Source organism: Bacillus sp. DNRA2 (assembly GCF_012843265.1).
Lineage (GTDB): Bacteria > Bacillota > Bacilli > Bacillales > Cytobacillaceae > Bacillus_BU.
This window is the reverse complement of record NZ_JABAIT010000005.1, coordinates 1-21,477: the sequence shown is the minus strand read 5'-3', so window position 1 is coordinate 21,477 and position 21,477 is coordinate 1. Positions and strand designations below refer to the sequence as shown.

General features: G+C 36.3%; 19 protein-coding genes. 16 read left to right on the top strand and 3 right to left on the bottom strand.

Annotated features, from left to right (window positions below):
- Positions 1 to 2 precede the first annotated feature (2 nt).
- From HHO41_RS22710 to HHO41_RS06025, 3 genes are all read left to right on the top strand, one after another.
- On the top strand, positions 3 to 680 hold the full coding sequence (locus tag HHO41_RS22710) for an MATE family efflux transporter (protein WP_348981224.1): 678 nt from the start codon (positions 3 to 5) through the stop codon (positions 678 to 680).
- A gap of 63 nt (positions 681 to 743) precedes the next feature.
- Complete coding sequence (locus HHO41_RS22705) at positions 744 to 1,373, top strand: MATE family efflux transporter (RefSeq protein ID WP_348981223.1); 630 nt, start codon at positions 744 to 746, stop codon at positions 1,371 to 1,373.
- A 107-nt stretch (positions 1,374 to 1,480) separates the two neighbouring features.
- On the top strand, positions 1,481 to 2,227 hold the full coding sequence (locus HHO41_RS06025; protein ID WP_169096506.1) for a DUF4230 domain-containing protein: 747 nt from the start codon (positions 1,481 to 1,483) through the stop codon (positions 2,225 to 2,227).
- A 40-nt stretch (positions 2,228 to 2,267) separates the two neighbouring features.
- On the opposite strand, the gene HHO41_RS06020 is transcribed toward HHO41_RS06025, so the two are convergent.
- Together HHO41_RS06020 and HHO41_RS06015 are read right to left on the bottom strand one after the other, a co-directional pair.
- The gene (locus HHO41_RS06020) at positions 2,268 to 2,675 is read right to left on the bottom strand and encodes a hypothetical protein (RefSeq protein WP_169096504.1); all 408 of its coding nucleotides are present in this window, start codon (positions 2,673 to 2,675) and stop codon (positions 2,268 to 2,270) included.
- A gap of 200 nt (positions 2,676 to 2,875) precedes the next feature.
- Positions 2,876 to 3,412 carry a ribonuclease H-like YkuK family protein gene (locus tag HHO41_RS06015; protein WP_169096502.1) on the bottom strand — a complete coding sequence of 179 codons (537 nt, stop codon included), beginning with the start codon at positions 3,410 to 3,412 and terminating at the stop codon, positions 2,876 to 2,878.
- A gap of 215 nt (positions 3,413 to 3,627) precedes the next feature.
- Between HHO41_RS06015 and HHO41_RS06010 the strand changes: the two genes are divergently transcribed.
- The 5 genes from HHO41_RS06010 (at position 3,628) to HHO41_RS05990 (ending at position 11,464) form a co-directional block, all read left to right on the top strand.
- The gene (locus HHO41_RS06010) at positions 3,628 to 5,529 is read left to right on the top strand and encodes a beta-propeller domain-containing protein (RefSeq protein ID WP_169096500.1); all 1,902 of its coding nucleotides are present in this window, start codon (positions 3,628 to 3,630) and stop codon (positions 5,527 to 5,529) included.
- Between the two features lie 207 nt (positions 5,530 to 5,736).
- Complete coding sequence (gene htpG, locus HHO41_RS06005) at positions 5,737 to 7,620, top strand: molecular chaperone HtpG (protein WP_169096498.1); 1,884 nt, start codon at positions 5,737 to 5,739, stop codon at positions 7,618 to 7,620.
- Between the two features lie 219 nt (positions 7,621 to 7,839).
- Complete coding sequence (locus HHO41_RS06000; RefSeq protein WP_169096496.1) at positions 7,840 to 10,158, top strand: xanthine dehydrogenase family protein molybdopterin-binding subunit; 2,319 nt, start codon at positions 7,840 to 7,842, stop codon at positions 10,156 to 10,158.
- A 1-nt stretch (position 10,159) separates the two neighbouring features.
- Complete coding sequence (locus tag HHO41_RS05995; RefSeq protein WP_169096494.1) at positions 10,160 to 10,993, top strand: FAD binding domain-containing protein; 834 nt, start codon at positions 10,160 to 10,162, stop codon at positions 10,991 to 10,993.
- Positions 10,994 to 11,014: 21 nt separating this feature from the next.
- On the top strand, positions 11,015 to 11,464 hold the full coding sequence (locus HHO41_RS05990) for a (2Fe-2S)-binding protein (protein WP_169096828.1): 450 nt from the start codon (positions 11,015 to 11,017) through the stop codon (positions 11,462 to 11,464).
- 129 nt (positions 11,465 to 11,593) lie between these two features.
- On the opposite strand, the gene HHO41_RS05985 is transcribed toward HHO41_RS05990, so the two are convergent.
- Positions 11,594 to 12,064, bottom strand: a complete 471-nt coding sequence (locus tag HHO41_RS05985; RefSeq protein WP_169096492.1) for a hypothetical protein — start codon at positions 12,062 to 12,064, stop codon at positions 11,594 to 11,596.
- Between the two features lie 251 nt (positions 12,065 to 12,315).
- Between HHO41_RS05985 and HHO41_RS05980 the strand changes: the two genes are divergently transcribed.
- The 8 genes from HHO41_RS05980 (at position 12,316) to brnQ (ending at position 21,316) form a co-directional block, all read left to right on the top strand.
- On the top strand, positions 12,316 to 12,576 hold the full coding sequence (locus HHO41_RS05980; protein ID WP_169096827.1) for a hypothetical protein: 261 nt from the start codon (positions 12,316 to 12,318) through the stop codon (positions 12,574 to 12,576).
- Positions 12,577 to 12,927: 351 nt separating this feature from the next.
- Complete coding sequence (locus HHO41_RS05975; protein ID WP_169096825.1) at positions 12,928 to 14,406, top strand: Ppx/GppA family phosphatase; 1,479 nt, start codon at positions 12,928 to 12,930, stop codon at positions 14,404 to 14,406.
- Between the two features lie 157 nt (positions 14,407 to 14,563).
- Positions 14,564 to 16,675, top strand: coding sequence for an RNA degradosome polyphosphate kinase (locus HHO41_RS05970; protein WP_169096823.1), 2,112 nt, complete (start codon positions 14,564 to 14,566; stop codon positions 16,673 to 16,675).
- A 161-nt stretch (positions 16,676 to 16,836) separates the two neighbouring features.
- Positions 16,837 to 17,901 (top strand): acyltransferase family protein, encoded by a 1,065-nt coding sequence (locus HHO41_RS05965; RefSeq protein WP_169096490.1) that lies wholly within the window; start codon positions 16,837 to 16,839, stop codon positions 17,899 to 17,901.
- A 40-nt stretch (positions 17,902 to 17,941) separates the two neighbouring features.
- Positions 17,942 to 18,658 (top strand): GDSL-type esterase/lipase family protein, encoded by a 717-nt coding sequence (locus HHO41_RS05960; protein ID WP_169096488.1) that lies wholly within the window; start codon positions 17,942 to 17,944, stop codon positions 18,656 to 18,658.
- A 127-nt stretch (positions 18,659 to 18,785) separates the two neighbouring features.
- A complete protein-coding gene (locus HHO41_RS22575) occupies positions 18,786 to 18,920 on the top strand; it encodes a hypothetical protein (protein ID WP_282434267.1) in 135 nt (44 codons plus the stop codon).
- Positions 18,921 to 19,239: 319 nt separating this feature from the next.
- Positions 19,240 to 19,608 carry a carboxymuconolactone decarboxylase family protein gene (locus tag HHO41_RS05955; RefSeq protein WP_169096486.1) on the top strand — a complete coding sequence of 123 codons (369 nt, stop codon included), beginning with the start codon at positions 19,240 to 19,242 and terminating at the stop codon, positions 19,606 to 19,608.
- A gap of 328 nt (positions 19,609 to 19,936) precedes the next feature.
- A complete protein-coding gene (gene brnQ / locus HHO41_RS05950; RefSeq protein ID WP_169096484.1) occupies positions 19,937 to 21,316 on the top strand; it encodes a branched-chain amino acid transport system II carrier protein in 1,380 nt (459 codons plus the stop codon).
- The last annotated feature ends 161 nt before the right edge of the window (positions 21,317 to 21,477 follow it).

Below are 21,477 nucleotides of genomic sequence, written 5' to 3'. Positions count from 1 at the left end.
GTATGTACCAGACCTATTCTTTACGAGAGAAACTAAGGCAATTGTCATATTTACTCATACCAATTTTAATCACACAGCTTGGGATGTATGCGATGGTGTTTTTTAATATCATTATGACCGGACAATATGATTCTGCTGAGTTAGCTGGTGTTGCGATTGGTTCCTCTATTTGGAATCCAATTTTTACTGGGCTTGGCGGGATTCTATTTGCCGTTTCACCAATTGCAGCAAAACGGTTTGGCGAAAACAAACAACAAGGTGTTGCGTCCGTAACAGTACATGGAATTTATGTTTCGTTCATGATCGGTTTCTTCATTTTGGTGCTTGGTTTTCTGTACTTAGATTCGGTTCTAGCAATGATGGACACGAAAGGCACCGTAAAGGAAACGGCCAAGGAATTTTTAATTGGTTTAAGCTATGGAATCATCCCGCTATTTATGTTTAATGTTTTAAGATCGTTTATATATGCATTAGGGAAAACGAGAGTGGTTATGGTGATTTTATTAATCTCGTTACCACTGAATTTTTTATTAAACTATCTTCTTATTTTTGGTAATTGGGGATTCCCCGAACTAGGCGGTGCTGGAGCGGGCTATGCCACATCGATTACGTATTGGTATTTAACCGGAATCATGATATTGGTGATAATCAAACAAAAGCCATTTAAACAATATAACTAATTTGCAAGCGTAAAAAATTTTGATGGATCTGAAGTAATTGAAATCTTGAAAATGGGTGTGCCGATGGGATTGGCATTATTTTTTGAGTCAGCCATCTTTGCAGTAGTAACAGTGTTAATCAGTAAATTTGATACGAGTACTGTTGCTGCCTACCAAGCTGCCATTAATGTCATGGTATTCGTTTATATGATTCCACTTAGTATTTCAATGGCGCTAACTGTATTAATTGGATTTGAGCTCGGAGCAGGGCGGTTGAAGGATGCAAAAATCTACGCATGGCTTGGAATTTATTTATCCCTTATCATTGCCTTTGTCGCTGGAGTATTTGTCATTTTGTTTCGCAATGATATTGCGGGACTGTACTCCCCGGACGAAGCGGTTATTAAGATTATTGTTCAATTCTTAAGTTTGGCATTATTTTTCATGGTTGCTGATGCGCTTCAAGCTGCAGCATTAGGCGCTTTAAGAGGATATCAAGATGTAATCATTTCGTTTTTAATGACATTGGTTTCATACTGGTTGATTTGTTTGCCAAGTGGATATTATTTGGCGACCACAATGAAGCTTGGCGCTGTTGGATATTGGTTAGGATTAACAATCGGTCTGTTTGCCGTCGGAGTTGTATTAAGCATTCGGTTAATCGTGTTGCAAAGAAAAAATGCTAGCTTTGATAAACAAAAGCGCTTAGCATGAATATGTGGAATTTTGTCGAAATATGAAAGTTTAATATGGTAGAATAAGATAATAGGAGTATCCTAGACTAAACATAGCTCCCATTTGTTATAGAGGGAAGTGATAGTATGGCAAAAAATGATGATGATGTCAGATTCCAGATTGCTAGCATCATGAAAGAGTTAAATGAGGGTGTAAATGAAAGTGCGGCATCTGCACTTTTAAGACAACATCGTAACGCACCAAGTGTTTCCCCATCATTATTTAAGCTTATTTTTAAACTATGGGGCAAAAAGATTATATTTTTTATCCTTGTTGTAATGATTGCGGTAGCTGCTTCCGCTTATTATTTATCTGGAAGTACTAAAACAACAGACACAACTACTTTTGTTGAACAAGTTCATGATTTGGCCACGCTTGCAACTGCAGAGGCTCATATAAAGGTCGTCATTGAGGAAAGAGATAATAAAATCTTTGGGAAAGAGATTTCAATGGATCTTCCCGGAACAAAACGCGAATTATTACTGGTTGTCCCGGCTACAGTTGTTGCGGGAGTTGATTTAAAGGGCATCGATGCGAATCAAATTCATATTAATGAAAAGGAAAAAGTACTTGAAATCTCCTTGCCACATGCAACATTTTTGCAAGAGCCAGCAATTGAAATGGACAAGGTAACTATGTTTTCTGATGAAGGTTTATTTCGAAGTGAAGTTGACTGGTCAGAGGGCTTTGACCTCGCTAGCGCCGCCCAAAAAAAGATCAAAGCGGAAGCAATGGACATTGGATTGTTGCAGAGTGCTGAACAAAGTGCTGATAAAGTTCTTACCGAGTTTTTTGGCAACTTAGGCTATACTGTGAAGCTAACTTTCCATTAAGGAAAAATCCAGTTCCTGTTTAGGGACTGGATTTTTTGTTTTAGCCATTGATTAAATTATAAGTTGAGTTGTTTGTATCCCATTTAAAAATGCCTTCTTTAAGACGTATAATTGAATCAAAAGGACAGGTAATGCTCTCCTCGCATGAAGCTCCATTCTGATTTTGTGCTAGAAGCAGTTGGTTTCTTAACTGCAATAGTTCATGTTTTGAAGCGACATGAACGACCATTTCCATCGAGATTTGGCTTTCCTTTACTCCCTTACTCTGACATAAGCTTTCTTGAAAGCTTCGATTGTATTTAATCATCATAGGTAAATCCTTTAAGCAGGCAACACCAAAAACATCTTTGATTATATCGTCATATCTCAACTGATAACCTGTTGCAAATTTAATAATTTTTCTCTCGGGATTTTCCAAATAATAGATCGTTTCGATTTCACTCGCCAATTCGTTCCACCTACTTCCTCAATCACGAGCAATTGTCTAAGTAATTCTATTATGACATATTTTTTCATTTTACGGTTAATAGTTGCTTAATAATTTGTTGGAAAAAAGAGGATTTTGTCAAAAAAGCCGATAAGTGATAACGGGGAGCACATTGTGAGGATGATATATTGGGGTGATCTGGGGAGAACTCCCAGATCCAATCATCTTGTATATCGATTTGCATAGCTCGAGGCAACAAAAGCATCAGGTTTAATTTTTGGTTCCACACCCATCGATTCCATTCTCGCAACCATTTCCTTAACAAACTCACTTGTCTTATTACGATTACCTGCGCCGATGTCAATATGCCCTTCCATTGTAAAAGTAGCGCCTTGATATACGTAGGGGAGGACTAAATTAATCAGTTGGTCCTTTTTCTCCTTTGTAAATAATGAAACCACTTCCTCGGTTAATGATAACTCAAGCGAAATACGCTCATGTAAATGGGTCATTTTTCTCGGGACTGTCACCTTGTTGATACATGCCCACACGCCTTTTCCTTCATTTTGGATGACAACCCCTGTAATAAACACTGTCTTCATTTTATGCACCTGAGAATCAGTTCCAACCATTAATCGGTAAATTCCACAAGGAGAAAAACTCATAAACTTCAAGATTCTTTGAAACACTTGGTCAAAAGTCATCTTTATTTCTTGGAGATTTTGAAAGGAATGTTCAGCTATATAGCCATTATTCATAAGCTCACACCACATCTTCCTTTTCCCGCTGGAGAGTTTTATTATCTTATTCATATTTTATGGGATAAGTTTTCATGTGTGCTGGACAAACCTTTATAAATAAACTTTGAAAAAAACATGAATTTTTTACAATTAAATATGGAATTTACCCATATTTTAAAATAAGTTGTAGCCTTGGACATCCCCTTACGTCTAAGTGTATAGGAGGGGTTCAGATGAAGATGTTGTGGGGTGCAATGGTCATAATTGTGGGGTTATTGGCTGCTTTCATTTTATATTTCAATACCCAACCAGAAATTGAACCTGATCGAAATGAGCTTGTGGATGGTAGTCTGCCAGTCATCGGTTCAAAGAAGAATTTAAACAATTATTTTAACAAAATCATCAAGGAACAGAAAAACACAAGAACGATGTTTGGGATTCAAGAAAATGCGATTGAATCAAAGGCAAGTGACACAACAAGTGCTGATAGTAGTGGACAACAGGCGGCTTCCGAAACTAATATTCAAGTTGCAGGCGTCGATGAAGGGGATCTTGTTAAGACTGATGGGGAGCACATTTTTCAAGTGAGTCAAAATAAGGTGAATATCATCAAAGCGTTTCCAGCCGGAGAAATGAAGTTACTAGCTACTATTAGCTATGATCCGTCATTTTCACCAACAGAACTATTTCTGTTTCAAAACCAACTTGTTGTAATTGGGAATAGCACTGATTATGGAACAGGTTCAAGTCAACCAAAGCGATCTGCGGATGATATCATGATTGCTCCTGCATCACAAGCAACTAAAGCAATCGTTTATAATGTGGAAAATCTAGAAAACCCAGAACAAATCCGAGAGATAAAGTTGGATGGTGCTTATGTGTCAGCGCGGAGAATTGACGGGTATGTGTATCTTGTTACCAATCAATTCCCACAATATTGGATTCTTGAGGACAATAAAGCTGTAGATTTACGTCCGTCTGTTTATGATTCTGCGGTGAGTACATCATATAAACCAATTGATTATGATAAAATTCAGTATTTCCCTAATTCTAAAGCAGCGAATTATACAATCATTGCTGCTTTTAACCTGACTGAACCGAAACAAGAGGCTAATATTACAACTTACCTTGGTAGCGGTAGTCAGCTTTATATGTCAAAAGACAATCTTTATTTAGCTGTACCACGTTATGATGAAAAAGAAGTGAATCAGGCAAATTCAGCTGTCACACCTGATACTTCCATATATAAGTTTTCAGTTAAGGATATTGACGTAAAATTTCATAGTACTGCTGATATTCCTGGAACATTGTTAAATCAGTTTTCTATGGATGAGCACAATGGCTATTTTCGGCTTGTTACAACTAAGGGTTATGCATGGGATGAACGTCAGCCATCTACCAATCAATTATTGATTTTAGATGAGAGCTTGAAACAAGTTGGAGTGGTAAACGAGCTTGCACGTGGTGAACGTATCTATTCGGCACGATTTATGGGAGATAAAATCTATATGGTAACTTTTAAGGAAACCGATCCATTGTTTGTCATCGATGCTAGTGAACCAAACCAGCCTAAAGTACTCGGTGAATTGAAAATCCCAGGTTTTAGCAATTACCTACATCCTTATGATGAAAATTCTCTTATCGGTTTTGGACAGGAAACGAAGCTAGTTGAGGACAAGGGGACGAACGGTCCACCTCGAGTGATAACTGATGGTGTGAAAATCTCCTTGTTCGACGTTAGTGATATGAGTAATCCAAAGGAAAAGTTCACAGAAATTATTGGTGGTCGGGGTACATATTCACCATTAAATTACGATCACAAAGCTCTTTTATTTAATAAAAATAAAAACTTGTTTGGTTTCCCTATATCTGTTTATCAAAACAGCACGAAAAATGAATATGAACAAATCTATGAATTTCAGGGTGCATTCCTTTATCAAGTTAACCCAGAAACAGGCTTTACCCTTCTATTAAAACTAAGTCATGAGATCGGAAAAAGTCAATATGAAAACGGGAATAATGCAATCCAAAGGCTCGTAACAATTGACAATACCCTCTATGCCTTGTCACCCGAAAAAATCAGTGCCCATGACCTATCTTCCCATGCAGAAGTAGGAACACTTTCCTTAAAATAAGGCTTTAATCAACAAAGTTTTTGAAATAAAAGGAAACTTTAGATATACCGCTTGACATAAAGTCAAAAAATATGATAATAAAAAAGTATGGATTAGCACTCGATTGGCTTGAGTGCTAATTTGTTTGTCAACCTGGTTTTTTGACCATCCTATATATGCTAAAACACAACAAGGATCAAGAATACATAAATTGAAAGGGGAATAAGCATGGAAAAAATGCAATTTAAAGCAGAGTCAAAACGCCTTTTAGAAATGATGATTAACTCCATCTACACACATAAGGAAGTCTTTTTAAGAGAGTTAATTTCAAATGCCAGTGATGCCATTGATAAAATTTATTACAAAGCCTTAACGGACGAGAATTTAAGCTTTGATAAAGATAACTATTTTATCAAAGTGGAACAAAATAAAGATGACCGCACCCTTAAAATTATTGATACAGGCATTGGAATGACGAAGGAAGAGTTGGAAACAAACCTTGGTACGATTGCAAAAAGTGGCTCTTTAGCATTCAAAAAAGATACAGAGCTTAAGGATGGGTTTGATATTATCGGCCAATTTGGTGTTGGTTTCTATGCTGCATTCATGGTTGCTGATGTCGTAACGGTTGAAAGTAAAGCGCTCGGCAGCGATGTGGCCTATAGATGGGAATCAACCGGTGCAGATGGTTACACAATCGAGCAGGTCGAAAAAGCAGAAGTTGGAACAGAAATTTACTTAAAAATTAAAGAAAATACCGAAGATGAAAATTATGATGATTATCTAGATGAATATCGCTTAAAATCGATTATCAAAAAATATTCTGATTTTATACGGTATCCAATTAAAATGGATGTGACCAATAGTAAGTTAAAAGAGGGTAGCGAAAACGAATATGAGCAATATACCGAAGAACAAATCGTTAACAGTATGGTACCCATTTGGCGGAAGAACAAATCGGAGTTGACTGACGAGGATTATCAAAATTTCTATGCAGAGAAGCGTTATGGTTATGATAAACCGTTAAAATCAATCCATATTACGGTAGATGGCACCATCCGTTATAATGCCATTCTTTACATTCCGGAAAACATTCCATTTGATTACTATTCGAGAGAATTTGAAAAAGGCTTGGAGCTTTATTCAAACGGTGTGTTAATTATGGATAAATGTGCTGATCTCTTGCCTGACCACTTTAGTTTCGTAAAGGGGATGGTCGATTCAGAGGATTTATCATTGAACATCTCCCGTGAAATGTTGCAGCATGATCGTCAATTAAAACTGATAGCGAAAAACATTAGTAAAAAAATTAAAAGTGAGCTACAAAACTTACTAAAAAATGATCGCGATCAATACGAGAAATTCTATCAGTCATTCGGTCGTCAGCTAAAATATGGTGTATATAGCGATTTTGGAGCCAATAAAGAAGCACTTCAGGACTTAATCATGTTCTATTCGTCCAAAGAGAAGAAGTTCGTTACTTTAGATGAATATGTTTCTAGAATGCCTGAAGATCAAAAATACATCTATTATGCTGCTGGAGAATCAGTAGAAAGAATTGAAAAGCTGCCACAAACTGAGTTTGTTACTGAGAAGGGCTTTGAAGTATTGTTCTTTACTGAGGATATTGATGAATTTGCGATCAAAATGCTCATGAACTACAAAGAGAAAGAATTTAAGTCAATTTCTAGTGAAAACCTTGGAATTAATGGTGAGGAAAATAAGGCTGAATCAGAAGGGGAAGAAAAGGACAATAAAGAGCTATTTGATTATATGAAATCAGTCCTAGTTGATATGATAAAAGACGTTCGTGCATCTAAACGACTTAAATCCCACCCTGTTTGCTTGGCCACAGAAGGCGATATTTCGATAGAAATGGAAAAAATCCTTGCGGCGATGCCGGATAGCAATCAGCATGTGAAAGCTGATAAAATCCTTGAAATCAACAAAAATCATGAAGTATTTACGGCACTAAAGGATGCCTTCAAAAACGATAAGCAAAAATTAGATCTTTATACGAAGCTTCTTTACAACCAGGCATTATTAATTGAAGGTCTGCCAATTGCCGACCCAGTTGAATTTACTAATGATATGTGTAAGGTTATGCTATAAGTTGAAATAACTGGTTTTTCTGATTGGATATGTAGCTGATTAGCGTCCTCATTAATATGAGGACGTTTTTGTTTTGCATTTGTTCAAGATCTATTTTATTCAATTTAGTTAATAGAAAAGAGTTGGTAAGATGCTATTTTGGGTATTTTTCTGGAACTTGTTACATAAATTCTAAATCGAGAGTAACAAGTTTAGAAATGTATATAAGGGGCTGGTAGAATGTTTATCCTCGGAAAAGGAATCACTCGAAAGGATGCCCTTGAAAAAGTTACCGGCCATGCAAAATACACGGCGGATTTCGAAACAAATGGTATGCTCTATGCCCAATTGGTAACAAGTCCATATGCCCATGCCCTCATTAAGAATTTAGATATATCTGCAGCTGCAAAAATTCCAGGAGTAAAAAAAATATTAGATGGAAAAGACCTCCCATTAACAGGGGAGGAGTTACAAGACCGGCCACCTATCGCTTTTGACCGTGTCCTTTATCATGGTGAAGTTATTGCAATGGTTGTTGCGGATACACCATATAATGCAGAAAAGGGAGCAGAAGCGATCAAAATCCAATTTGAGCCACTCCCAGTAATCAATTCCCCTTCAGATGCTTTAAGGAAAGGCGCCCCAATCCTCCATCCAAATTTAGGTGAGTATAAGAAAATCCGAGGTGTCTACCCTATGCCGGGTACTAATGTTGCATCATTGACAAAAATAAGAAAGGGGAGTCGTAAAAAAGGCTGGGATGAAAGTGACATAATCGTAGAAGAAAAGTTTGCGTTCAGACCTTCTGACCATGTAGCAATGGAAACAAGGTGTTCGTATGCACAAATTCACCCGGATGGAACAATCGAAATAACTTCATCTTCACAAGCTCCATTTCTGATTAAGAGATTAATAGGTGAGTATTTTAATATTCCTCCGGGTCAAATAATCGTGAATACCCCGCTCGTTGGTGGGGCATTTGGGGGAAAGGCAGCCATCCAACTTGAGATATTAGCATACATCGCTACAAGAGCTGTAAATGGAAGGCCAGTAAAGATCACCAATACGCGCGAACATGATATCCTCACTTCACCTGGACATATTGGATTTGAAGCACAGGTAAAGCTAGGGAGTACGAAAGATGGTTTGTTAAAGGTTGCGGAGCTTTTATATCTATGGGATGGTGGTGCCTATTCGGACAAAGCCATAGATTTAAGTCGGGCCGGTGCTGTTGACTGTACTGGACCATATCATATCGAAAATATTTGGTGTAATTCATATTGTATGTATACAAATCATCCTTATCCTGCGCCGTTTCGGGGATTTAGTCATTCGGAAGTTCATTTTGCATTTGAAAGAACAATGGACGTCTTAGCCAATAAGCTCGACACCGACCCATTGGAATTACGCTCTAAAAATGCCATTTTACCAGGTCATACAACCCCCACACAGGTGCTTCTCAATTCAAGTAAAATTGGTAATGTCCCTAAATGTATTGAAAAGTTAAAGACAATGTTTGATTGGGAGAAAGGGCAAGTTATTGACATAGGTCATCATAAAGTAAGAGCAAAAGGAATTAGCTGTGTTTGGAAAAACTCAACGATAGATCCGAATGCAAGTTCAGGCGTTGTGTTATCCTACAATACTGATGGAAGTATCAATCTCGTATCAGGTGTAATTGAGATTGGGACTGCAACCAAAACAGTTCTAGCCCAAATCCTAGCGGAAAGATTAAAAATGGATATTTCTGATATTCATGTAAGAATGAATGTTGACACGCAAACGACGCCAGAACATTGGAAAACAGTGGCTAGCAGAGGAACTTTTTTAGCAGGGAGAGCGGTATTAAGCGCAGCAGAAGATTTAATAGCGCAATTAAAAACAATGGCCTCTTTTGTTTTACGTGCCAATGCAGAAGATCTCGAGGTAGGATTTGGAAAGGTATATCTCATTAACGACCCAAAAATATGTATACAAATTAAGGATATTGCATACGGGTACACATTTCCGAGCGGAGAATCAATAGGTGGTCAGATAATCGGAAGAGGGCATTACATGTTTAACGGAATTACTTATATGGATAAAGAAACGGGAGCAGGTAACCCAGGTCCTGAATGGGCGGTAGGCGCACAAGGCGTTGAAGTTGAACTAAATACTAGAGATTTTTCGTTTAAAATCATTAGGGCCATCTCTGTTATAGATATTGGCAAGGTATTAAATGAACAAACTGCTCTAGGCCAGGTAATGGGAGCGATGAGCATGGGGCTATCTTTTGCCGGAAGAGAAACTTTTTATTTTAACGAGAATGGTATTGTATTGAATCCTCAGCTAAGAACCTACCGACCCATCCGGTTTGGAGAGCATCCCAAATATGAAGTAGAATTTCTTGAAACACCCGCAATTGATGCTCCATATGGGGCAAGGGGATTAGGCGAGCAAGGGTTATTAGGAATGCCTGCCGCTCTAGGGAATAGCCTTTCTGCTGCATTGTCAGTAAAAGTGAATAGCTTGCCGATTATTCCTGAACTTTTGTGGAAATTAAAAAAAGGTTGGCATTAGCATGTTATCAGGAAATATCGAGTACTTTAAACCGACTACTGTTATGGAAGCTGTAAATCAATATCAAAAATTATCTAAAGAGAAGAAACACCCGATTTATTATGGTGGTGGGACTGAAATATTAACACTAGGAAGAATCATGCCGCTAAATAGTCATGCGGTCATTGATATAAAAGGGATAAATGAAACACTTATGTGTACGATGAAACAGGAACAATTAATTATCGGAGCAGGATTGTCTTTAACAGAAATAGAAGAAAAGAATGTGTTTCCTTTATTAACTGAAACCTCGAAAGAAATCGCAGATCATACCGCCAGGAACAAAATTACTATTGGTGGAAATATTTGTGGTCAAATATTTTATCGGGAAGCTGTATTGCCTTTTTTACTATGTGATAGCGAAGTAGTTATTGCCGGATTAAATGGAATCAAAACTATCGGAATTAATCAGCTATTTAAGAAAACACTTCGTCTCGAAGATGGTCAGTTTCTACTGCAAATTCTAACTGACACAGAATACTTAAGTCTGCCTTATGTCAGTATAAAAAAGCGTCAGCAATGGTATACGGGGTATCCATTATTAACAATCGCGGCAATTAAAAGCCGACGAGAGCTTCGATTTGCTTTCAGTGGACTATGTAACTTTCCATTTCGTTCAAAACAAATGGAAAAGGTTCTAAATAACTCGAGTTTAACTGTAAATGAGAGAATTGCTCAATCGTTATTGTTTTTACCAAAACAGATATTAAATGATTTAGAGGGTTCAAAAGAATTTCGACTTTTTGTGCTTTCCAATACCTTAAAAGAAATCATGATGGAATTGGAGGAAAAATAGTTGAAAGCTCCACAAAAAAAAATGATGGTTACACTGGATATAAACGGCGAAACACGAAAGGTTGAAGTGCGACCAATTGATACTCTTCTATACGTTCTTCGTAAACAGCTTTCATTAACTGGTGCCAAACCAGGTTGTCTGAATGGTGATTGTGGCGCTTGCTCTGTAAATATAAACAATAAGGTTTATAAATCCTGTATTTTCCTTGTTGTTGAAGCAATAGGGAAAAAAATTACGACGATTGAGGGGCTAAAAAGTACTCCGATACAGGAAGCGTTCGTCAAGTATAATGCATTCCAATGCGGTTATTGTACACCTGGTTTTATTATTAATTGTCATACATTACTTCAAAACAATCCCAATCCCTCTTTTGAAGTGATTAAAGAATGGCTTTCATCAAACATTTGTAGATGTACTAGCTATCAAGAAATTGAAGAAGCAGTAATGTATGTTATTAATTCAAGAAGTTAGTTTGCTTTTTCTTAAGGTGATATTTGTTTTACGTCGCTTTCTTTACTTTCTGTAAAAAAGAAAATGAAAATGATAATAGCAAGTGCCATTAAAAAAATTTGATTTTCGGACGGATTAAATGTGGGTAAATCAGTTAAGAACATTGTTGATACTCCTTTCCATGTTTTTGAACAATCTTGGATCAATATCAAACTGCTCCGAAACGATTTTTTTGAAAAATTGATGTTGTTCTTTTAATAATGGTAATGTGGGTTGATAAAGAGATGCACCAAAAATGGGTCCACTTACATCAATCGAAAATCGACCTGGCCCAACAACAGCACTTACGACTCTAATGGCATCCGTGATTAATAAGACTGCAATCACAATATCGAGTGTATCAACTAGTGCAGTTAGTTGATGATCACCAAATTTTCCTTGAAGTCGTGATCTTCCAAATAAGGGGCCACTTAGAGAAAGACTAAATTCACCAGGTGTCATAAACACACCAATAATCGTAATTTGCCCAGATAATAACAAAAATGCGGTTGCAATGTTCAGATCTCTTTGAAGTGCTGCAATAACATCAAGCTTTTCCTTTGTATCAGAGTTAAAATGCATGATATCACACCCGCCCTCATGCCCATCTTATTCATTTTAGGTTTGAACGTGCCAGGATTTTAAAAAAACCATTTCCATATTAACCCAAAAAAGTAATGCTTTTGTATGATATTTGCCCATTACATTTACCCCTTCTCGAATATACTGTTGGGGAAAATATGAGGAGGGATATAAACATGACAGAAATACATGCTTTACCACATTCTGTTGAACAAGTTGATTTATTAGGAATTGATCCAAATGAAACTAGAATTAGACCTTTTGGGGGTTTTGGCCACTTTGGAGGTTTTGGACACTTTGGTCGACCATTTGGCAGACCGTTTGGATTCGGTAGACCATTTGGTTTTGGAAGACCATTTGGCTTTGGTCGCCCGTTCTTCGGAGGACCTTTTGCTGGTGGAGTATTAGGTGGATTACTGGGAAGTGCTTTAATTGGTCCTTGGGGCTATGGTTATGGCTATGGATACCCATATTATGGTTATCCGTATTATGGCTATCCATATTTTTATTAAAGAGTGATTTTTTCAGTTGTTTCGTAGATAATGTAAGTAACAACTTTAAATCATGAAATCGAATAGAGACACCATGAGAGGATTATTCTTTGGTGTCTCTTTATTTATGAGTATTATGTAGGTTAATTTCACTACCATTTTAAAAACAATGTTGGAATTTGCAGAAAGCATAGGGCTATTTAGCTAAATTAATAGAAAAATTGTAAAGAATCAGTAAAGTACATAGATTATGGATGTACAATAATTTAAAATAATTGATAAACCTTGCTGGTGTAAAGAAAATTTCACTGTAAAGGATATGATGGTGAATTGTACGATGAATATGGAATCATTGATATCGGCTCTAATACAATGCGACTTGTGATATATAAACGTGATGCAACTGGTCGATTAATGGAAATAGAAAATGTAAAAATTGTTGCTCGCCTTCGTGAGTATTTAAACAGTGACGGAAACATTACAGAAAAAGGGATCAAATATTTAATCCATACTTTACTTAGTTTTCAGGAGGTCACGAGGTATCATCGCATAAAAGAAGTAAAATGTGTGGCTACTGCTTCAATCCGACAGGCGAAAAATCAACGGCAAATCCAGAAGGAAGTGGCAAAATGGACTGATTTTACAATCCGAATTCTTTCTGAATACGAAGAAGCATTTTATGGTTTTTACGCTGTAATGAATTCGTTTCAAATTGACGAAGCCATAACGATTGATATTGGCGGTGGGAGTACTGAAATCACTTATTTTAAAAATCGAGATTTAAAACATTACCATAGCTTTCCATTTGGAGCATTATCACTAAAAAAACAGTTTGTTCGGGGAGATGTGCCAACTCCAGAAGAAATTCTTGAAATAGGGATGTTTATTGAAAATAATCTTCAAACCCTCAAATGGTTAGCAAACAAATCTGTACCAGTAATTGCGATTGGTGGAAGTGCCCGGAACATGGCGCAAATTCATCAATCTTTATGTAAATACCCATTAAATGATATTCATCAATATGAAATGGATTTAATTGATATTAGGACTGTCAAGGAGATGATTGGGCAGTTGACCTATCAACAATTATTAAAAGTTGAGGGTTTATCGAGTGACCGGGCTGATATCATTATTCCAGCTGTGGAAGTATTCGAGAAACTAGTCGAAGTGACTAGCTCACCTCGTTTTATCTTGAGCAGGAAAGGACTTCGAGATGGCATTTTCTACAAGGAATTAGCAATGCCCAATGGCTCAAAGAACTTTAAGGATGTAATTGATCAAAGTTTATATCACATTGCTAAGGATTATCAAATAAATCAAAAACAAGCAGATCAATTAACAAAAATTGCTACCTCCATATTTAAGCAATTAAAAGAATCACAACAAGTAGAGTTTACAGAAAAGGATTTTAATTTTTTAAAAAAGGCTGCGTCCATATTTAATTTTGGCGAATATGTATCACATGAAGCTAGCAGTGAGCATACTTTTTACCTATTGTCTAACCGAATGATTGATGGAATGAATCATCGGGACAGGATAACACTCGCTTTAATCGCCTCATATAAAAAAAAGGACTCGTTTCTTCAATTTGCAAAACCTTACCAAGCTTGGTTTAGTAAAGCTGAGTTTAAAAAAATGCGGATGCTTGGAGCAATATTAAAATTTTCTTATAGTTTAAATAGCACAAAACGAAATATTGTCGAAAGTGTAAAGCTTCGAAAAGAGGCAGATACACTTTTAATAAAGGTAAAATGTAAGAAGGATAGTAAACCGGAAGAGTATCAAGCAAATAAGCAGAAGAAACATTTGGAAAAAGTATTAAAGCAAAATATCCAAATCATTTTTTCCTAAGAATGAAGTGGTTATAATGATTACCACGTTTTTACAAAAATTTAACAATTTTTTTACACGATATTCATTTACTCAAATATTATTATGATAACATTATCATGAATGATTATTTTAAATAGTGTAAATTTTCATAGTAATAAGGAAGTGTATTCTGGTGATTGCAACGGAAACAAAACTAAAGCCTCAATTAGATTGTCCATTATATTACAATAATCGAGAATTAAGCTGGCTGGCTTTTAATGAAAGAGTATTGGAAGAAGCAATGGATACGGAAAATCCATTGTTGGAACAAATCAAATTTTTGGCTATTTTTAGCTCGAATTTGGATGAGTTTTTCATGGTACGTGTAGCTGGATTAAAAGACCAAGTAAAGGCTGGCTTTAATAAACCAGAAAATAAAGCGGGATTAACCCCGAAAGAACAGCTTTGTGCTATTTCTAAGAAGAATCATCAATTAGTTCAATTGCAGTATGAGACCTTTAGCGGAATTCTTCCAGAGTTAGCAAACGAGCAAATTGAATTCGTTCAAGAGATTGACCAACTGCCCGAACAGGTCAGGATAGAAATAGAGAATTATTTCGATATCCATATTTTTCCTGTGTTAACCCCCATGGCAATCGATGCCTACCGACCATTTCCCGTACTCTTAAATAAGAGTCTCAATTTGGCCATACTGTTGGAGGATCAAGCGGCAATTGATGGCGAAGGTACAAAGTTAGCAATCGTTCAAGTTCCTGCCGTATTGCCTCGATTTATTCGCATGAGCTCTGATAAGAATATCAACAGAATTGTCATGCTTGAGGATATCATTAGCTACCATATTGGCAAATTATTTAAAGGCTATAATATCATTGCCGTTACCCAATTTCGAATCACTCGCAATGCTGATATGACGATTGATGAAGAAGGTGCCCGAGACCTTTTAAAGGAAATTGAAGAGGAGTTAAAGAAACGAAAGTGGGGAGCTGCCGTAAGGTTAGAGATAAAGGAAAGTACGTGCAATAGTGAGATTTTAAAGTATCTCTTAGAGCAATTGGAAGTTCATGAAAAAGATACATATATGATTAAGGGTTTACTTGATTTAACCTTCTTATTTGAATTTTATAAAGCATTTTCAAATGATAAAGATCATTTAGTATATGACGCAATGATTCCGAAACTGACACAGGACATTAATCCAAGGCAAAATATTTTTGATGCAGTGACGAAACGAGACATTCTTCTCCATCATCCGTATGAATCATTCGAAACAGTGATTGATTTTGTGTCTCAAGCAGCGGTTGATCCCGATGTATTAGCAATCAAACAAACGCTTTATCGAGTTAGTGGCGAATCTCCAATTATCAAAGCGCTCGAAAAGGCTGCTGAAAATGGCAAACAGGTAACTGTATTAGTTGAATTGAAAGCGCGTTTTGATGAAGAAAATAATGTTCAGTGGGCTAAGGAATTGGAAAAAGCAGGCTGCCATGTCATTTATGGTATATCATCATTAAAAACTCATAGTAAAATAACGCTTGTTGTAAGACGGAAACATCATAATATTCAACGCTTTGTTCATTTGGGGACGGGCAATTATAATGATGCAACTGCTAAAGTTTATACAGATATCGGGTTAATTACCTCGAAACGAAAATTTGGAACCGATGCGACGAATTTCTTTAACTATCTAAGCGGGTACACCGAGAAACCGAAATTCCATCACCTTTCCGTTGCTCCTTTTGATATTCGCAAAGATTTTATTCAGTTAATCGACACGGAGATTGAGTATCATAAACGATTTAATAACGGACGGATTATCGCCAAAATGAATTCGTTAACAGATAAGCAAATTATCATGAAGTTTTATGAAGCATCAAACGCTGGAGTAAAAATCGATCTCATTGTCAGAGGTACCTGTTGCCTTCGTCCTGGAATAGAGGGCGTCAGTGAAAATATTAGCGTCCGCAGTATTGTTGGTCGGTTTTTAGAGCACAGTCGCATATATTATTTCCATCAAAATCGCGAAGAGAAAATATTTTTATCTTCTGCGGACTTGATGACGAGGAATATGGAAAAGCGAGTAGAAATTTTGTTTCCTATTTTTGAAGGACGCTTAAAGAAAAGAATTAAAGAAATGTTAGCCTTAATGCTAACCGACAATGTTAAATCAAGAATCCAAAGTAATTTGGGCACATATCATTATCGTTATCAAAGAGCAAATGAGCCGCAAATTAATAGTCAGCAGCTTTTATATGATATGGTAAATCATGTCACCGAAGATGAAGAATAAAAGAGACCAAAAAAGGTCTCTTTTTTTTGGCGTTGCCATAAACCTTTGTTGTCAGGGGTTTCCGGAAAATCACTAGAAAAAGCCCTCTTGAAAAAAATTTTTTTATGGTTAATAATAGTAGAGTTTTAAATTATGAAATTCGGAGGTTTTAAAGGGTTACCATGAATACAAGGGAAGCCTATTATGACAATGCCAAGTCAATTCTAGTTTTTTTAATGGTTTTTGGACATTTAATTCAATCGTACATCCAGGATAACAAGATTATTTTCACTGTATATACGACGATTTATTCGTTCCATATGCCGGCGTTTATACTAATCTCCGGATATTTTGCTAAAGGCTATAGGAAGCAAGGTTATTTGTTGAAAATAGCTAAAAAATTAATTATTCCATATGTTATTTTTCAAGGAATTTATTCATTATATTATTTCTATTTGCAAAATAAAAAAGTGTTCGAGTTCGACCCGCTCATTCCCGAATGGTCATTGTGGTTTTTAATTAGCTTATTTTGTTGGAATGTCCTGTTATTTCTATTTACAAAATGGAAGCCGTCAATTGCACTCACCATTGCTGTAATTATCGGTATTATTGTCGGCTATGTAAGTGGAATCGATGATTTCCTAAGCATGTCTAGGACATTTGTGTTTTTTCCATTATTCTTATTAGGTTTTTATTTTAAAAAGGGACATTTTGAAAAATTACTAACAAGGAAGATGAAATATAGTTCAGTTGTAGTGTTCTTATCGATTATTGTTGTGTATTATTTCATGCCGGATTTTAACCATAAATGGTTATTCGGATCTAAGCCCTATGAAGATTTCCATGTTAATGAGGCTTACGGTGGACTTGTCCGTTTAGGAGTATATATTTTTACATTATTGAGCACACTTAGCTTCTTTGCGTTTGTACCAAAGCAACATTACTTTTTTACGAAATGGGGCACACGTTCTCTTTATGTGTACCTTTTACACGGCTTTTTTATTAAATACTTTCGAAATAGTCAATTAGATGCAATGCTACCAGAGTCATGGCAGGTTATTACGATGATGTTAATCGCCTTTTTGATTATTGTGGTATTGTCGAGCAATCTGATTAATGCGATTGCACAACCGTTAATCGAACTAAAAATTTCAACCTTAAAAAATTATTGGCTTCAATTCTACTTGAAAATGAAAACGCAGAAATTTCTCCCGCAACAAGTAGAAGATCATGGAACGTTTGAATGATTTTGACTTTAATAAAAAAGATGAAACCCGGGGTTTGTGAATGAAAAAGTTTTTTATTATCATATACTTGATTTTCGCGTTATTTGCGTTAATTTTATACAGCTCATCAGCATACCATCATCAAATTCATCTTGTTGCTCTAGGTGATTCTATCACTCATGGAACGGGAGATCCTATGAAAATAGGTTACCTCGGGCGTTTCAAACAGAAATATGATGATGAACATACTTCAGTGATTCGAATCACGAACTTCGGTATACCCAAATATACAACAGACGACACGTTAAGGCAGCTCCACGATAAAAAAATTAGGTCGGCTCTCCGCTCGGCAGACTATGTGATTGTTTTTATTGGAACAAATGATTTTCGAAAAAGTGCTAATTTTAAATTTGATCAGCTTTCTGTGAGCAGAATGAACATAGGTAAACGACATTTTGTTAATAATTTCAAGCGCATTCTGACTGAAGTAAGGAAAGAAAATGAACAAGCCACACTAATTATTTTCGGGCTTTATCATCCTTATACCCAATATAAAAATAGTGATCAGATTCAGGCATTGATAACAGATTGGAATGAAGAAATTAGCCAGGTGGCACAAACTTACCAACCATACAAGTTCATACCTACGATGGATTTATTTTTATACAAACCAAAATCTAGGAACTATAGCGATTCAATTCATTTAAATTCAATTGGCTATGAATTAATCGCAGACCGTTTATATAAAAATATGGAAGTGCTCAAGAAAACTAAATAACAATTTTTGAAAATCCCTGACCTGACTGGCAGGGGTTTTTTAGTCCATCCTTTCATTTGCTTTTTTGACCTGATTATAATCGGTTTGTCTAGGAAAGGCTAAGTTAGTATTGAAGGGAGTGATTACGATGGAAAAGAACCAACAATTTGTCGCAGCTGACCTGTCGCCTAATTTGGTTAGTGAAATCAAATCAATTGAAGAAAAGTTAAGCAGGCAATCCGACAAAGAAGTAGTAGTTATTGCTTATGAAAGAGGAAGGTAGCAAAGAGGTAAAAGGTGCGATTCTTGAAATCGCACCTTTTATATTTCCTACAAAGATATGGTTGCAGATCGTTGAAATGTTAAACGGACAATTTAATGACGTTTTTTTTGTTTTATTACTTGATCATATTTCTTTCGACAGCAAATGATTCAATCGGAATCATTTTTGCAAGGCGTTGTCATTTCCTGCGCTTACCCAGGAAATGATAAGTATTCCCCACTTTTTATCTCAAGTTGTCTTTAGATAATGGAATTTAGAATAAAAACGGATACATTAATGATACTAAAGATGTAAATTTGCGATTGGAGTGGTGATAAACATGGATGATTTCATCCCGCATAATGAAACCGAAGCAGCTCTTCATGAATATAAGCATGGCTTAGGTGTATTCACGCAAAAAATGCCACAATTGGCAGAAAGCTACAATGCCTTTACTGAAGCATGTTTTAAAGAGGGGAGGCTGACGCAAAAGGTAAAACAACTGATTGCCTTAGGAATTAGTATTTTCTCTCAGGACGAGTATTGCATTATCTATCATACAAAGGGGTGTTTAGATCAGGGAGCAAGTGAAGATGAGATTTTGGAGGTAGTCGGTGTCTCAGCTGCGTTTGGTGGTGGTGCTAGTATGAGTCAAGCTGTCACGCTAGTCCAAGATTGCATCACAGATTTAAAAGACATTAAACATTAAGAACTGACGAATAAACATTACGTATCAACGATCGGGTCATACAATATTTCACTGAATTTATGCTTCACAATTTTTTGATGATTATGTTAATATAATAAAATGTGTAACGCGGTTCAATTATTTGAACCGTGTTATTAAATGTGATATAGAACGTTTTATATTATTTTTCAAGTGTTTTGCTTGCTTATTTTACTTTTTGTCTTTTTAAAATAGTCAAAAAAATCTTTAAAAAGAGGGTTGCCATTCGTTCATAACCATAGTAATATTATCGTAATATATCAAATCTTGTCGAAAAACATTTTTGGACATCGTGAAGGAGATTACATCTATGGATAATAGATTACCATTTTCAAAGTATTTTGTTGTTGGCGTTATGTTATTTGCTTTATTCTTTGGTGCAGGAAACTTAATATTTCCTGCTTCACTCGGCCAGAATGCTGGATCGAATGTCTGGATGGCAGTGTTAGGATTCTTAATTACCGGAATTGGCTTACCATTCTTAGGCATTCTTGCAATGGGAGTATCAGGAAGTAAAAATCTGCAAGAGCTTGCAAGTCGTGTTCATCCAATTTATGGTATTGGCTTTACAGCATTGCTATATTTAACGATTGGACCATTCTTCGCAGCACCTAGAACAGGGGCGGTTGCTTATGATATTGGGATTGCACCATTTGTTGGAGATGGCTCTGGACAGATAGGTTTAATTGTTTTTACGGTTCTATTTTTCGGTGTTACACTTTGGTTCTCATTAAATCCAGCAAAAATTGTTGATAATGTTGGAAAAATCCTTTCACCAGGTATTTTAATTCTTCTTGCTGTTTTATTGGTTATGGTTGTTGTAAAACCAATGGGTTCTATCGAAGCACCTCAGGAAACGTATACAAGCGGTGCATTTGTTAAGGGCTTCATGGAAGGCTACAATACAATGGACGCACTAGCATCATTAGTTTTTGGAATTATCGTAATTAACGCAATCCGTGGTATGGGTGTGTCATCAACACGTGGAGTATTAATGGCGTCTGCGAAATCCGGAATTGTGGCAACTGGTTTCCTTGGCTTAATTTATGTAGGAGTCGCTTATTTAGGAGCAACTAGTACCGAAACGTTTGGGATTTTGGAAACTGGAGGTCAGGTATTAGGAGAAACAGCGTCTTATTACTTTGGAACTGCTGGTACATTAATGTTGTCGATCATCATTATCCTTGCTTGTTTAACAACTAGTATTGGATTAATCACGGCATGTGGTGAATACTTTAACACTTTGTTCCCGAAAGTTAGCTATAAAACTTGGGTATATTTCTTCTCGACTCTATCATTCATCATTGCCAATTTTGGATTAGCGAATATCATTAATTATTCAATCCCTGTTTTAATGTTCTTATATCCATTAGCAGTTGCACTTATGTTATTAACCTTTGTATCTAAGTTTTTTAATCATTCACAAGTTGTTTATGTGGCAGCAATTGGTGTAACCTTCTTAATCAGTATTATCGATGGCTTTAAAACGTTTTGTGCTTTATTCGGAATGGACTATTTCGGTTGGATGGTTCCTGTTGTGTCATTCTATGAAAAGGCATTGCCGTTCTACAGTCAAGGTTTGGGCTGGCTAATTCCGGCGATTGTCGCAATTGTTGTTTCAGGTGTAATTGTACGCATAGTAAATGCATCATCCCTTGGTGTTAAAAATAAGTCACAAAATGTAGCCTAAACTAAATGATACTCATAGGCTTCTCCAAATAAAAAGGGTGCAAATCGTTATCGATTTGCACCTTTGTGCGCTTGGCAGCGTATCGGACTAACGGGTGAAAGTCCCGAACACACCGTTTGTGGCGGAAGTGTATAGCTGACAGGTAGTGCGTGTCCGTGAGG